The sequence below is a fragment of the Wolbachia endosymbiont (group A) of Urophora cardui genome (assembly GCF_964028435.1).
Lineage (GTDB): Bacteria > Pseudomonadota > Alphaproteobacteria > Rickettsiales > Anaplasmataceae > Wolbachia.
Map to the genome: position 1 here is coordinate 1,301,819 of NZ_OZ034774.1, position 15,270 is coordinate 1,317,088.

Sequence of the window (15,270 nt, forward strand, 5' to 3'; positions counted from 1 at the left end):
CTATTGAAAATAGCTAAAGCATTGAAATTCTTGAATTTTAGCCGGATTAGTGAGTGGTAGTGAAATTTCTTTTACTCAAATTTAGGTATTCACTGACCGTTCTTGTTATAAATACCAGAATAATAAGCTACTGATATTCTCCATCTTTTTTATCTTTAATCCATCATAGCTAGCGATGCAACAAAGCCAAGAAGAATTACAGGAGTTAAGCGAAAAACAAAAAATATATTATCTTAACTTCTTAGAAAAATTGGCAGAGTCAGTAAAGAAGTCTGAATTAGAACCAGAAATAAAAACCAATACAGAAACAAAAATTAAAGAAATTATAGGGTATACCATAAATACTCCAGATAGTAATCCATTACATTCAGCAATTGAAAATAATGATAAAAAACTTTTTGAGGAGTTACTACAGAAAGGGGCGGATATTAGCCTGAAAGACACAAATGGCAACAATGCTTTACATCATATTGCTTTACTTAAAGGAGAGCAAAAAGTTGCATATTTGGAGTTGATTTTGAATTTAGTAGAAAAAGAAGTGATATCTCAAGATAAATTGAGAGAAGCTATGAATGCTACCAACCAGAAAGAAGACACGCCTCTACAAGCGGTGCTAAAAACAAAAGCAAGGAAAGAAAAAATTGAATATCTAAAGCAAGGAACAATTTTTGATTCAACAGTTAGTTGTAGCAATACAACAAAGTTTTGTGCAATGCTGCTAGAAATGGGCGCTGATCCCTGTTCTCTAGAGTTGGAAGGTCAAACATTTGATACTAAAAAGTATTATCTAACTTTACTTAATTTAAAAGAATATCCAAGAATTACACAAGAAGCACAAAAAAAGGTTAGAGAGCTAAAGGAGAAACTCGAGGAAAAATACCACTGTAAAACTGCTTCAAAAAAATGTCAGTCTGGCATTGAAAAAGCAGGTTCTTTTATAGAAAAAACAGCATCTACTACAGGAAAAGCAGTATCTGCTGCTGGAAAGTACATAGATCCAGCAAAGAGAACCCGTCAAACATTAATATCCATAACAACGGTTATTTTCATTTCAGCTGTAGCATATGGTGTCTCTCAGGGTTACATTGGGGCCCTTGCCGCTTTATTCCTCGCAGCTATTGCTATAGCTACATGTCTTGCTCTCACTTTAGGGTTTAGTGGTGTTAAGAAATGTTTTGAAAAACTAACTAATAAAACAAAGAACTCTACTGACAATGACCGACAGACAAAGCGTGCAAGAAATCCAAAAAGTGAAATGAAAGATACATCAACAAAATCTCCCGCAGATGGGTTAACAATATAACTAGTATACCCTCTTTTCCGGAGCGATGAAGTCAATTTCATCGCTCAGAGTTTTTTCAGCCACTTTTTTATAATCAATTTTTACGTTAATTTGACCTTTCTTTTCTTCAAGCCACGCTATGGTGTGTTTCATCCAGTTTTTATCATCACGCTCAGGAAAATCTTCACGAGCATGAGCACCTCTACTCTCCTCTCGATTGGCTGCGCATTCCATGGTAATAACCGCTTGTGGGATCATGTTAGCAAGCTCCAGTGCTTCAACTAAATCACTGTTCCATATCATACTGCGATCCTCAAGTGAAACATCAGGCATCATTTTTGCTACCTTTTTTATAGCTTTTTTACCTTCTTCTAAAACTTCAGCAACACGGAACACTGATGCGTACTTTTGCATAGTGTTCTGCATTTCGCTGCGTATTTTTGCTACTTTGAGCTTCCCAGAAGCAAATCGCATTTTATTAAACCTATCTATTATCCAATCTGTACAATCTGAGCTCAATTTTTTATGTGGTGTACCGGATTTTAGTTTCTCTTTTGCTCTGAGCGCTGCAGCTCTACCAAAAACCACAAGATCAAGAAGTGAGTTAGAACCAAGTCGATTTGCACCGTGCACAGAGACACATGCAGCTTCTCCAATTGCAAATAGTCCATCTACCACTTCTTCCTTACCTTGCTTCAGCGTGATCACTTCTCCATGATAATTGGTTGGAATGCCGCCCATGTTGTAGTGAACAGTTGGAATAACAGGTATTGGATCTTTAGTGACATCAACTCCAGCAAAAGTTCTTGCGGTTTCGCTGATGCCCGGCAATCTGAGTTTTATTACTTCCGGATCAAGATGCGCTATAGTTAAATACATGTGATCTTTTTTCGGTCCAACTCCCCTTCCCTCTCTAATTTCAATTGTTATTGCACGACTTACCACATCACGGGAAGCTAAATCTTTTGCTTTTGGTGCGTAACGTTCCATAAACTTTTCGCCCTGAGAATTAACGAGGTACCCCCCTTCTCCACGGCACCCTTCTGTCATCAAGCACCCTGAGCCATATATTCCTGTTGGATGAAATTGTACAAATTCCATATCTTCAAGTGGTAACCCAGCTCTCACCACCATGCCATTACCATCACCTGTGCAGGTATGCGCACTTGTTGCAGAGAAATAAACACGTCCATATCCACCTGTTGCTAGCACCACCGAATGTGCGCGAAATCTATGTAATGTGCCGTCGCATAGCGACCAAGCAAGAACTCCGCAGCATGCTCCGGTTTCGCTATCCATAATTAAATCAATCACAAAGTATTCAACAAAAAATTCAGCGTTGAATTTAAGACACTGCTGATATAGAGTGTGAAGGATTGCGTGCCCAGTTTTATCTGCCGCTGCACAAGTGCGCTGCGCTGATTTTCCTTTACCAAAGTGAGTTGTCATTCCACCAAAAGAGCGCTGGTATATTTTGCCATCTTCTGTACGAGAAAAAGGTACGCCAAAATTTTCAAGTTCAATAACAGCTTTAGCAGAGTTTTTACACATATATTCTATTGCATCTTGATCACCAAGCCAGTCTGAACCTTTTATTGTGTCATATGCATGCCAGCGCCAATCGTCTTCACCAATATTACCTAAAGCTGCACTAATTCCGCCTTGTGCTGCAACTGTATGACTTCGTGTAGGGAAAATTTTAGAAATGCAGGCAACTGAAAAATTAGTTGCAGCCATCCCAAGCGTTGCTCTGAGCCCTGCTCCACCTGCACCCACTACTACCACATCATACTCATGTTCTATGATCTCATACGCTGACTTATCCATATTTGCTTATTTTATCATTACAGGCTTATGATATCACAGAAGTAGAAAAAATCTATACAAGTTTTCTATAGCTAATACCAATTCTCATTATTAGTGAACCACTTTTTCATCCAATAATTTTGATCTTAATGCCATTTAAACCTCGCTATTTTACTTACTTCAGGTGGAACATACAATAAAATGGTTGAGTCTTTATCTGGCTTGCATCCATCGGTAGTTATTACACTAAATAAACAGGAAGTTGGTGGAATGATAAAAGAAACGATTACTCAAAAATTTTCTGAAATGGCCAGGGAAAACCTTGGCAATTTCTCTGAGGAAGAGCAGGAAAAGATTCGTAATGAGTTGCCGGAATTATCGTCTGAAACAGTAAGATAGCTACACGCTTAGCTCTTGAGAAAAAGTGTCAGGGGTTTAGCAGTGGACTAGATAATGATAAAAAGGAGGAAATACTAGGAGAATGTATGAGTAATTTATCCTATGTTGAACTGGAGAATCAAAACGAAGTGGTAAGGTAAATTATATTTCATTAAAGTCATTTATCTTGAAACATAAGCAGGATTTTGTATAGTTGTTTCAATTTGGGTCTGTATATTGAAACAATGCGTGAAAATGACAGGTCATTGTACAAGAGGTACCTAATTTGCCGACAAGAATGCTAGATAAAGAAACTTACATTTCAATTATTTCATAATTTCTGTATAATCTTACAAGCTCAATTGGTATATTATGAAGATAATAATAGGTAATGCTAGTAAAGAATTAGGGGAATCAGTAGTTAACCGGCTAGATGTTCAACCATCCTCTGCTTGGATATCAAAGTTTACCGATGGCGAGGTAAATGTAGAAGTAGCAAATGATCTATATAATCAAGAAGTATACATAGTACAATCTCTTTCTCCCCCTGTGAATGATAACCTTATGGAGCTTCTGCTTATAATTGATGCAGTAAATAGATTAGGAGCCAAAAGGATAGTAGTAATTATTCCTTATTATGGATATAGCAGACAAGATAGAATTATCAAGAACAATGATATGCAATCTGCTTTAAATGCCAAATTAGTTGCAAATCTTATTCAAACTGCAGGTGCAAGTAGTGTTGCAGTGATTGATTTGCACTCAAGTCAAATTGAAGGATTCTTTGATGTACCGATAACTAATTTGAACTGCTTTGAAGCATTTGTTGACTGTATACACACGGAAAATTTGGCAATTGTTGCACCTGATGTTGGAGCAATTGGCAGAGCACGTGCTTTTGCAAAGACTTTAGAGGAAAAGTACAAGATAGGGTTAAGTGATAAGATTATTGTAGTAGATAAATATAGGGAGAAAGCAGGCACATCTCAAGTAATGAACATAATAGGAGAAGTTGCGAATAAAAATTGTGTCATTGTTGATGATATAGTTGACTCTGGTGGAACATTGTGTAATGCAGCCCTTGCTTTAAAAAATTGCGGAGCAAAGTCCGTAATTTCATGCATCACACATGGCGTGCTTTCAGGAAGTGCAGTTGAAAAAATTTCTTCCTCTTCTTTAGATAAATTAGTGATTACGGATACTATACTTCACAAACTTGAAAAAACTGGTAAAATAGAAGTTGTTTCGGTCGTAGATATTTTAACTCACTTCATCCAAGGAGGTAAAGATGCCAGCTAAGTCAACAGAAGACGTTATTACTTCACTAATAGAATTTGCAAATAAGAGAAAAATAACAATTACCAAGGAAGAAATGCTTAAAATTGCACAGCTTGTAAGGATTAAGTTATCAAATGACGAGATTGATCACTACTCCAAAGAACTGACAATGCTGGATTGGATACATGATACTTTATTACAAGTTAATACTGAAGGTGTTTCTCCTATGCGTTATGGCAGTATAGACAAGGACATTCATGTACGCGATGATGTTATAAATTCTCAAAACATTAAAGAAGAGATATTGTCCAATACAAAACCTGAGCATGGGTATTTCGTAGTGCCAAAGGTTATAAACGATTAGGGTAAAATAAGGCTCATATCAATTCTATAATAGATCTACTTTCAAAGTATCCGTTCAGCAGAGTGGCAAAACAGATATAGCTAACCCAAGAAGGTTTCCCTACGTCATACCGCCGCGGCGCTAACAAGTAGCGGAATAACGAATTTGTTGTTTTTCAAATTGTAGGTAAACCTAAGCCACTTTAGCTATAGTTTACTTGCCCCATGATTTTCTTTATTATCAGATATTGCTTTAAATAATATGGAGGGGGTAAGTTGTCAGCAATTGCCATCATTGATTTTGGTTCACGTACGATATCGGTAGTTAACATTAGCTACCTGAGGGTCAGAGTCGCCTTTCTTAAAGATATTTTAAGTATACTAGATGTATTATTGATACGTGATAATAAAACTGGGGGTTTTTATGGAAACATCTGAATTAACTTTACTCGACTTACAGGATTTGCTTGAAAGTTTGAAAAGGCATGTGCGTAGTGAAGTAGAAAAATATGTAGATAAAAGGGTAGAAGAAGTCAAAGATGAGGCAGTAACATATATAATAAATAAAGTATTAAACAATATGGTGGGTAATGAGCCACTAAATGAGCTCAAAATAGATAAACCTAAAGAAATTGTGCAAGTTGATGATGATGGCTTAACGCAAAATCAAAAAGTTATTAAAGCTCTTTTTATAGGTAGAACACTTGTTGGAGAATATAAAAAGAAAATGTATGAAGTTACAGTCAGTAATGAGGGAAAGTTTATTTACAATGGGGAAGAATATAGTGCTCCTTCTACGGCTGGCACAAGAATTACCGGTAAAAGTTGCAACGGTTGGGATTTTTTTAAAGTATGCCTTGACCCCAAAGAAAAACTGAGGACTCTGAGTCACCGCCGTGCAAAGTTTCTGTCAACTCAAAATAAATCATAGCTAACGTTTAAGTCATACATCAAAGCTTTTAAGAGGTCTTAGTTTACTTACTTCTTTATTTTCTTTATTATCAGATATCACTTTTAAATAATATGGAGGAGCAAATTGTCAGCAATTGCCATTATTGATTTTGGTTCACAATTTACACAGCTTATCGCAAGACAAGTCAGGGAAATGGGTGTGTATTGCGAAATATTTCCAAGCAACATCAGTTTTGAAACAATATCAAAATTCAATGGGTTTATTCTCTCTGGAGGACCACAATCTGTAAATGATGATTGTTCTGAAACAAGTAGAGTAGTACATGAAATTATAAAACTTAATAAGGCAACAAACGTTCCTATACTTGGAATATGCTATGGACAGCAACTCATTTGTCATTATTTTGGAGCAAAAGTAAAAGAGAGTTTCAAACAGGAGTTTGGCAGAACTAAAATCAAGATACTAAAAGAATCCCCCATTATAAAGGATACCTGGGATGTTAATTCTGAAGTGGATGTATTAATGAACCATGCGGACAGTGTTGATACTATACCACAGGGATTTACTGTTATCGCATCAGGTGTGATAAATCAAACAATTGCAATAATTGTCAACGAACAGCGGAAGATTTACTGTACTCAGTTCCATCCTGAAGTGAGGCCCACAACAAATGGCAGTAAATTGCTCTCTAACTTCTTGGATATTGCAAATTGCGAGAGAGACTGGACAATGAAATCGTTTATTGAAAAGCAGAAGGAAAAAATCAAAAATGTAGTAGGAGAGAAAAAAGTAATCGCTGCAGTAAGTGGTGGGGTTGATTCAAGTGTTGCAGCGGCTCTCACACATAAAGCTATAGGAAAACAATTGAACTGTATTTTTATCGATACTGGGTTGTTACGCAAGAACCAGACCATTGCTATGTTGAAAGAAATTCCGATAAACTACGTTGATAAATCAAATTTATTTTTGAGTAGGTTAAAGGGAATAACTGATCCAGAAAAAAAGCGAAAAATTATCGGTAACGCTTTCATTGAAGTGTTTGAAGAAGAAGCAAAAAAAATAGGTGATGTGGATTTTTTGATGCAAGGTACCATCTACTCTGATGTAGTTGAGTCAGGGCATGCCTCAGACAACACTAGTACAATTAAGTCTCACCATAATGTTGGTGGGTTGCCAGAAAAGATGAACCTGAAGCTAGTAGAGCCTTTACGCTACCTCTTTAAAGATGAGGTAAGGCTACTTGGAAAAGAAATTGGGCTTTCAGACGAGATAATATTTCAACATCCATTTCCTGGACCCGGACTTGCAGTGAGGATTATAAGTGAAGTCGATGAAGAAAAGGTGCGAATATTGCAAGAAGTAGATGAAATATATATTAATACGATGAAAAATTACGATCTATACGATAAGATATGGCAAGCTTTTGCTGTATTATTACCAATAAAAACTGTAGGCGTCATGGGAGATGGTCGTACATACGGATATGTTTGTGCTTTAAGGGCTGTAACATCGTCCGATGGTATGACGGCTGATGCATTTCCATTTGAAGATAAGGATCAGCATTCGCTAGTGTTTTGGGACTTTTTACAGAATGTTGGCAGTATAATTGTTAATAACGTTTCCGGAGTAAATAGAGTTGTCTATGACTTAACTTCTAAACCACCAGCAACCATTGAGTGGGAGTAAATCAAAAAGTCTAGTCATCCCGCAGCGGGATCTAGAGATACCGCGGCGGTATGACGTAGGATTGCTGTCATCCCGCTTTGTTAGCGGTTGAGATACCGTGAATAAATCACGGTATGACGTTAAGTAACTCGTCATCCCGCTACGTGTTAGCGGGATCTAGAGATACTGCGGCGGAATGACGAATTTGTTGTTTTTCAAATTGTAGGTAAACCTAAAGCTATAGAAAAAAAGAAGAACCAGTTTCTTAGTTCTTCATTGACATAATCCACTTCATATGCCATAATAAAATTTTATATCTTGGAGAAGGAAATGACATTAAGGTTAATACTACAAGAAGTCAACAGTAGTCCAGATCTGAGTAAGGAAAATTTAATTGATAGAATTAAAGATAAGCTGCAGCAGGAAAATCAACTTATATATGATGAGTGGAAAAAAAGCGAATTTGATATAAATTACACGTTTATAATACTCAAGTGCAATTTATTACTTATAGCAGCTGAAAATGGCTATGAAAAAGTAGTAAGATACTTAACAAAAAACGGAGCTAATGTTAATGTACAAGATGAATGGGAAAAAACCTCCTTACATTATTCTGCTCAGCATGGGCATACACAAGTAGTAGAAGTTTTGCTAGAAGAAGGAGCAGGCGTTAATGCACAAGATGAAGATAAAGGGACTCCTTTGCATTATGCTGCCAAACACGGGCATACAAAGACAGTGAAACTTCTACTAAAAAATGGAGCTAATATCAATCTACAAGATGAAGGTGGAAGAACTCCTTTGCATTATGCTGCTGAGCACGGGCATATAAAGACAGTGAAACTTCTACTAAAAAATGGAGCTAATATCAATCTACAAAATAAAAATAGATATACCCCTTTGAGTTGTGCTTGGCATAGTAAATATCCAGAAATGGCAAAACTTCTGCTAAATTATGGTGCAGACCCATCATGTATACATAGGCCTAAAGCTACAAAAGCAGGAGCCGTTGGGGTTGTTATATCTGCTATTGTAGTTCCATTAGGACTCGTTTACGCTACTGCATTATCTGCACTAGCAATAGTTGGAATTACTGTGGCATCTGCACTGATCGTTGGTGGAATTTCCTATGGGGTTGCGTATAAGTCATCAGAGCATTCATTAAACAGTAAGCTAAGTGAGGTTAGCTGCAGTAATGTTGATGGAAATAAACAAACTGTACAACCATAGTTACTAATTTACCACAGTAACCGCGCCGTGGCAGTGCTTGTATTTCTTTCCGGAGTTGCAAGGACATTTGTCGTTTCTTGAGACTTTGGAAAGTCTGCTATTTCTAGCAGAATGTAACCTATTGCCTATCTCTTGGTTGTCTGCCAACTTAAAGTGTGCTAAGCGATGAATGGTGAGTTCCTTCCATTTTTCAAGCATTGACTCAAACATCAAGAAAGCTTCGCGTTTAAATTCATTCAGTGGATCTTTCTGCCCCATGGCACGTAAGCTTATGCTTTGTCTTAAGCTTTCTAAAGTTGAAAGGTGTTCCCTCCATAAATGATCAAGTGTCATTATCATCATTTGCTTCACGATCGTATTCCACAAATCTGTAGTGTGCTGACTGTTGAAATATTTTTCTTTCTCAGTAAAAAATTCTTGTATCTTATCATTTATATAATTCAAAGCTTCTTGTTTGTTTAAAAACTTTGCTAAATCTTCTTTATCAAGCGTTATTCCATACTTTGTATGGAATTCTTTGACTATATCTTCAATATAATCCTCATAATAGCCACTTTGGATTATACCTTCTACTATGCTCTCATTTACTTCGCTATATACTTCAAGTAAATCATTAATTTCGTTGCCTAAGATATTGTTTCTCTGCTTAAAAATAACTTTACGTTGGTTGTTGATTACGTCATCAAACTTAAGCAAAGACTTCCGCACATCATAGTTTCTAGCTTCAACTTTCTTCTGCGCCTTCTCAAGTGCCTTATTGATCCATGGATGATGAATAGCTTCGTTATTCTTTAACCCTACTTTTTGTAAAAAGCTTCTCATTCTATCAGAACCAAATATTCTCATTAGGTCATCTTCAAGCGATAAAAAGAACTTAGAAAGTCCAGGATCCCCCTGACGACCAGAACGGCCGCGTAATTGATCATCTATTCTCCTGCTTTCATGTCTTTCGGTTCCAACCACGCATAAACCACCAGCTTTTATAGCAATTTCCTTATCTTTTTTTACTCTTTCGACTATTTCTTGGTATTTTTTTTCTCTTTCATCAGCATTTTTTATCTTCTTTAGCTCTACCTTTGCAATCATTTCAGCGTTTCCACCGAGTTGAATATCAGTTCCACGTCCTGCCATGTTAGTTGCTATAGTGATACTACCTGGCACTCCAGCTTGTGCTATTATGTACGCCTCTTGTTCATGATAACGAGCATTCAATACTGAATGCTTAAGAGAATGGCTTTGCAAAAGCGCAGAAAGCTTCTCAGAGTTTTCGATGCTTACCGTGCCAACAAGGACCGGTTGAAGGCGTTTGTGGCATTCTTCTATAAACTTCAACACAGCATTAAATTTTTCTTTTCCTGTGCCATAAATTTCATCATCAATATCAACTCTTTTTACAGGTACATTGGTTGGAATTTTTACTACATTTAGCCTGTATATATCACGAAACTCTTCTGCCTCTGTTGCTGCTGTTCCAGTCATTCCGGAAAGTTTATTGTACATACGAAAGTAATTCTGAAATGTGACCGATGCTAAAGTTTGGTTTTCATGCTGAATTTCAAGATTCTCCTTCGCTTCAAGTGCCTGATGAAGACCATCGGAATATCTCCTGCCCTCCATCATACGCCCAGTAAATTCATCAATAATCACTACCTTGCCATCCTTTACTATATAATCTTTATCAGCAGTAAACAGCTTATGTGCACGTAATGCTTGGTCTATATAATGAGTCATTATCATGCTGTCAGTATCATAGAGCGAGGAATTTTCAGGAATGAGATTGTATGACCTGAGTAGTTCTTCCACTCGTGAAATACCATCTTCAGTAAGGAACACTGCCCTACCCTTTTCATCCACCTCATAATCAGAGTCAACTAATTTGGTTACTATTTTATTGATATGCTTATATATCTGATTGTTTTCCTCAATCTGGCCAGAAATAATAAGCGGAGTGCGAGCTTCATCAATGAGTATTGAGTCTACTTCATCAACTATTCCGTAGTGAAAGCCTCTCTGAACCATGTCTTCTTGAGAAAATTTCATATTGTCTCGCAGGTAATCAAAGGCAAGCTCGTTATTTGTGGAATACACGATATCTGCACTGTAAGCCTCTTTTCTCTCTTCGTCTGTCAAGTTATTCGTGATAAACGCAACAGAAACCCCAAGAGAATTATATAATTTGCTCATCCACTCTGTGTCTCGTTTCGCAAGGTAGTCGTTAACAGTTACGACGTGCACGCCTTTCCCTTCTAAAGAATTAAGGTATGCAGCTAAAGTTGCAACGAGTGTCTTTCCCTCTCCTGTTTTCATTTCTGATATCATGCCGTTATGGAGCACCATTCCACCAATCAACTGAACATCAAAGTGCCTCATGTTAAGAAACCTGCGAGAGGCTTCACGCACAACTGCAAATGCAGGTACGAGAAGATCATTTAACGTTTTCCCATTTTTCAATTCCTGTTTGAATTCTTGAGTTTTACCAGCAAGCTCCTCATCAGATAAGCTCTGCATTTCTGTTTCTAATGCATTTATTTGCTGAACAATTTTCCTAAAGGATTTTATTATCTTCTTGTTTGTTGACCCAAATATCTTTCTTATAAAAAAGAATGACAACGTAAAAATGAAAAATATAAGAATGGCTGTCAAAATTAGCGGAGAATCTAGCATAAACTTAAGTAACGTCTTATTTAATATGAGATTATATTACTAAATGCAGCCTACAGCAATGACATATTAGATTCGGGGAGTCTTTTCAAATTAAGAACCTATCACAGGCATTGTTTAGTTTGCTGAAAATAGTTGTTCGTTTAAGTTGTTAGTTATGCTAGATTAAGAGTAATTCACTTGAGAACAGCAAAGAAAGGTAGGTATGCAAAAATAGGACTGAAAATCTTTGGTTAAACTAAGCTTCTTCATTTAGAATTTCATTAATAATTTTCTGTTGTTTCATAACTTCTGTTGTCTTCCAGTCGCGCATTGTAATTAGTGCCTTCCATAAAGCCCAGCCGCTTGCTCTGGCCCACGTGTCTGGATCTAAACATAGATGTGACTTGAAGATTCTCCGATTTTCGTTGTTCAAAAGTGTCCAGGCAATTACCAAGTCACAGGCTGGATCGCCGACACCCACACATCCAAAATCGATTACAGCAGCTACACATCCATCTTTCGCTAGGATATTCCCGCTTGCAAAGTCACCATGAATCCATACTGGATTCTTGTTCCATCTTGAGCTTATAGCTTTTTCCCAAAAGGACATTATAGTTCTAGCATCAATAAAACCTTGCAATTCCTTAATGGCCGATCTTACCTCTGTGTCATAGACTGATACGTGATCGCCGCGCCAGAAGTTATGGAGTCCAGGATTAGGGCCTCCTTTAACATCAATTTTATGTAACTCATTCAAAAATTGTGCAAGCTGAGAAGCAATAATCTGTAAATCCAGATCATCTATAGACAATGCATTTATGCTTTCCCCTTCGATCCACTTATATATTAACCAATTCCAGGGATAATGCTTTGATGGTTGTCCCATTGCAAGTGGCTTAGGAATAGAAAATGACAAATGTGGTGCAAGTATCTCAAGCCATTTTTGCTCCTTTAGAACTTGTAGCGCATAATCTTCTGCGCTTGGTAGCCTGATCAACATCTCTTCACCCAAGCGAAAAGTTCTATTGTCTATACCACTGAGTTCAACAGGTTTGATCTCTAAGTGAGCCCACTTTGGAAATTGCTGTGCAACAAGTTCGGTAACAAGTAATAACCAAGAGCGACTATCAATTTTTGATGCCATTTGCCGATTTTTCCTATTTTACCATCCGCCTTAGAAACCTTCTGATTCTAGAAAAACTTGCTTGTCATTTTTAATTGCTGACATTGTTTAAGTTAATACCAATTTACACTTCCAAAACTAATCTATTTGGATCTTCTATATAATTTTTTATTTTGACAAGGAAAGTAACTGCTCCTTTGCCATCAACTATTCTGTGGTCGTAAGAGAGAGCAATGTACATCATCGGTCTGATTTCTACTGCATTACCAACAGCAACTGGCCTGTTTTGTATCGAATGCATTCCAAGTATTCCAGATTGCGGAGGGTTTATTATCGGAGTGGAAAGAAGTGAACCGTATACTCCACCGTTTGAAATAGTAAATGTTGCACCTTCCATTTCTGATACTTGTAATTTGCCTTCTCGTGCTTTTTTGCCAAGAGCAACTAAAGTCAACTCAATTTCTGCAAATGACATCTGATCAGCACTCCGAATAACAGGTACAGCAAGGCCTTTGTCAGTGCCAACAGCAACACCTATGTCATAGTAATGTTTATATATGATTTCATCGCCTGAGATTTCAGCGTTAATTTCAGGGATCTCTTTCAGTGCTTGCACTGCTGCCTTTATAAAAAACGACATGAAACCAAGTTTTATTCCATATTTTTTTTCAAAGGCATCCTTATATTTTGCTCTTAGATCCATGACATTTTTCATGTCAATTTCATTGAACGTGGTCAGTATTGCAGCAGTATTTTGCGATGCTTTCAAACGAGCGGCAATTACTTGCCTTATTTTACTCATTTTTACTCGTTCCTCTCTTTGCTCTCCACTTACTACACTTTTTGGCAATTCATATTGTTTTATTGCAGGCTGTTCTGTTTTGTTTATATGGCCTATTACATCTGCTTTTGTTATCCTATCTCCCATGCCAGTTCCTTTGACACTTTCTGCGCTGATTGCATTTTCCTCCATAATTTTACGAGCTGACGGAGCATCTTTTTTGGCAGAACTTTCGCTTTTATCTTCTTTTCTCGCTTCCTCTTTTACTTCCCCCACGGAAAACTTCGCTAACAATTGATCAGGACTTATTACATCATCTTCCTTTACGAGAAATTCAGTTATTTGCCCTGAAGCTTCTGCAGTTAATTCGAGTGCTGTTTTGTCAGTCTCAATTTCAAAGATCAAGTCATCTACTTTTACTGCTTCTCCAATATTTTTCTTTATTTTTACTATACCTTCCGTAACTGACTCACCACCAAGAGTTTTTGGCGCTCTGATTTCTATAATTTTGCTCATAAAACAACTTCCGTATAAAACTTTCTATAGATTTATACATGAAAAGAGACATGTAATAAACTAATAAATTCATTGAGGCTTTTATCATTTAGAAGTGACAAACGGATAATATACTCCCAAATGTCATTCCAGCGCGTGATGCTAGGCCATCTTGACACATTTCGCCAACCCCGTCTGGCTTTGTTGCATAGCACTGATAGGCATGTAAATCACAGTGAATTTACGCAGCTAATTTAAATTTAGCCATACCTATATCAGTAAATTTGTTCAATAAGTAGCACTTAATTAACAGCTCTTTTTCACGATTTACCTCTGATTTATTTTTCAAGCCAAACCCAAATATTTGCTTCAACCTATAGAAAAAGACTTCAATATAAGACCGTGCTTCATACTTAACTTTTTTCTTCCATTCATTAATACCATCTTCATAATTCTCATATGACCTAATTCTACTAATATACTTGTTTCTTTCTGATAAGTAGTCAGCTAAACAAATTTTAGTATCCTTCCTAGGGCGAATAATAGGCACAATATTGTATTTTCTGCATTCTTTATACACACTTTTTATATCATAAGCCGCATCTGCTCGAATAGAACAAATGTTATATTTATCACTGACTTCTTCTAACATATCGCAGACCGGCAAATAGTCTACAGCAACACCACTAGTGTAGTTCATGCTTATTGCTTTCTTATCATTTATGTTTAAAACAACATGTAATTTTCTTACTTGACCATAACCACTGTATTTTCTTTTTCGAATATTAAGCTTACTATGCCCACCGTTCTTATTGTAGATACTAACTCTAGTGCTATCTACGGCAATTTCAACATTTTCCAGATCATCTTTATTGCTTCTATGGTCATCAATCTTCAAATTAAGCTTTTTAAATCTTCTGGAAGCTTGTGTATAGCTGATAATCTTAAGTTTTTTGCCTATTTGTACCATATAACCTTTTACAAAACCTACAGCTTGTCTCAAGCCAATTCTAAAAAGATGAACTATTATGTGTATTAAAATTACAACTTTATCACTATAAGTGTTATTGCCACCTGCAACTTTTGGACTATTTTCATACCAATTTTCTATGGCTTGATTAACAAAATGAAAAACATTTCCTCTTTTTTTGAGAAACTCGTTATATTCTCTTTGGTTACTTACTCTCATTTTTTGTGGCATAAGTTGTACTTGTTTGAAAAATGCCTATTTTACAACAAAATGCGTTAGTAGCCATATATTAAAAAGCTTTTCTTCTTACAATAACCTCAACCAACACTAGCTATGCAACAAAGCCACCCCGTCTCTCGGCTAT

The 15,270-nt window shown here is 36.7% G+C and carries 12 protein-coding genes; 7 read left to right on the plus strand and 5 right to left on the minus strand.

Translation table 11 applies throughout. The features are described from left to right. The first annotated feature begins 175 nt into the window (after positions 1 to 175). Complete coding sequence (locus ABWU38_RS06235; protein WP_353272676.1) at positions 176 to 1,303, plus strand: ankyrin repeat domain-containing protein; 1,128 nt, start codon at positions 176 to 178, stop codon at positions 1,301 to 1,303. Here ABWU38_RS06235 and sdhA read toward each other — a convergent pair whose 3' ends face one another. After that, on the minus strand, positions 1,304 to 3,109 hold the full coding sequence (gene sdhA / locus ABWU38_RS06240) for a succinate dehydrogenase flavoprotein subunit (RefSeq protein WP_353272677.1): 1,806 nt from the start codon (positions 3,107 to 3,109) through the stop codon (positions 1,304 to 1,306). A gap of 180 nt (positions 3,110 to 3,289) precedes the next feature. Between sdhA and ABWU38_RS06245 the strand changes: the two genes are divergently transcribed. From ABWU38_RS06245 to ABWU38_RS06270, 6 genes are all read left to right on the plus strand, one after another. Next, positions 3,290 to 3,487, plus strand: coding sequence for a hypothetical protein (locus ABWU38_RS06245; RefSeq protein ID WP_264688305.1), 198 nt, complete (start codon positions 3,290 to 3,292; stop codon positions 3,485 to 3,487). A 351-nt stretch (positions 3,488 to 3,838) separates the two neighbouring features. Continuing rightward, positions 3,839 to 4,765 (plus strand): ribose-phosphate diphosphokinase, encoded by a 927-nt coding sequence (locus ABWU38_RS06250; RefSeq protein WP_253309402.1) that lies wholly within the window; start codon positions 3,839 to 3,841, stop codon positions 4,763 to 4,765. Beyond that, positions 4,755 to 5,108 carry an Asp-tRNA(Asn)/Glu-tRNA(Gln) amidotransferase subunit GatC gene (gene gatC / locus ABWU38_RS06255; protein ID WP_065094978.1) on the plus strand — a complete coding sequence of 118 codons (354 nt, stop codon included), beginning with the start codon at positions 4,755 to 4,757 and terminating at the stop codon, positions 5,106 to 5,108. The genes ABWU38_RS06250 and gatC overlap by 11 nt, the downstream gene beginning before the upstream one ends. Before the next feature lie 402 nt (positions 5,109 to 5,510). Further along, positions 5,511 to 6,017 (plus strand): DUF2924 domain-containing protein, encoded by a 507-nt coding sequence (locus ABWU38_RS06260; RefSeq protein WP_253309401.1) that lies wholly within the window; start codon positions 5,511 to 5,513, stop codon positions 6,015 to 6,017. A 105-nt stretch (positions 6,018 to 6,122) separates the two neighbouring features. Further along, a complete protein-coding gene (gene guaA, locus ABWU38_RS06265) occupies positions 6,123 to 7,685 on the plus strand; it encodes a glutamine-hydrolyzing GMP synthase (protein WP_253309400.1) in 1,563 nt (520 codons plus the stop codon). Positions 7,686 to 7,994: 309 nt separating this feature from the next. Then, positions 7,995 to 8,894, plus strand: a complete 900-nt coding sequence (locus tag ABWU38_RS06270; protein WP_353272678.1) for an ankyrin repeat domain-containing protein — start codon at positions 7,995 to 7,997, stop codon at positions 8,892 to 8,894. Positions 8,895 to 8,897: 3 nt separating this feature from the next. Here ABWU38_RS06270 and secA read toward each other — a convergent pair whose 3' ends face one another. The 4 genes from secA to ABWU38_RS06290 form a co-directional block, all read right to left on the minus strand. After that, positions 8,898 to 11,558, minus strand: coding sequence for a preprotein translocase subunit SecA (gene secA / locus ABWU38_RS06275; protein WP_253309398.1), 2,661 nt, complete (start codon positions 11,556 to 11,558; stop codon positions 8,898 to 8,900). A gap of 235 nt (positions 11,559 to 11,793) precedes the next feature. Further along, positions 11,794 to 12,681: an aminoglycoside phosphotransferase family protein gene (locus ABWU38_RS06280; protein WP_353272679.1), complete on the minus strand. Its 888-nt coding sequence runs from the start codon at positions 12,679 to 12,681 to the stop codon at positions 11,794 to 11,796. A gap of 103 nt (positions 12,682 to 12,784) precedes the next feature. Further along, the gene (gene odhB, locus ABWU38_RS06285; RefSeq protein ID WP_353272680.1) at positions 12,785 to 13,957 is read right to left on the minus strand and encodes a 2-oxoglutarate dehydrogenase complex dihydrolipoyllysine-residue succinyltransferase; all 1,173 of its coding nucleotides are present in this window, start codon (positions 13,955 to 13,957) and stop codon (positions 12,785 to 12,787) included. Between the two features lie 220 nt (positions 13,958 to 14,177). Beyond that, positions 14,178 to 15,137: an IS5 family transposase gene (locus ABWU38_RS06290; protein ID WP_353272644.1), complete on the minus strand. Its 960-nt coding sequence runs from the start codon at positions 15,135 to 15,137 to the stop codon at positions 14,178 to 14,180. Positions 15,138 to 15,270: the final 133 nt, after the last annotated feature.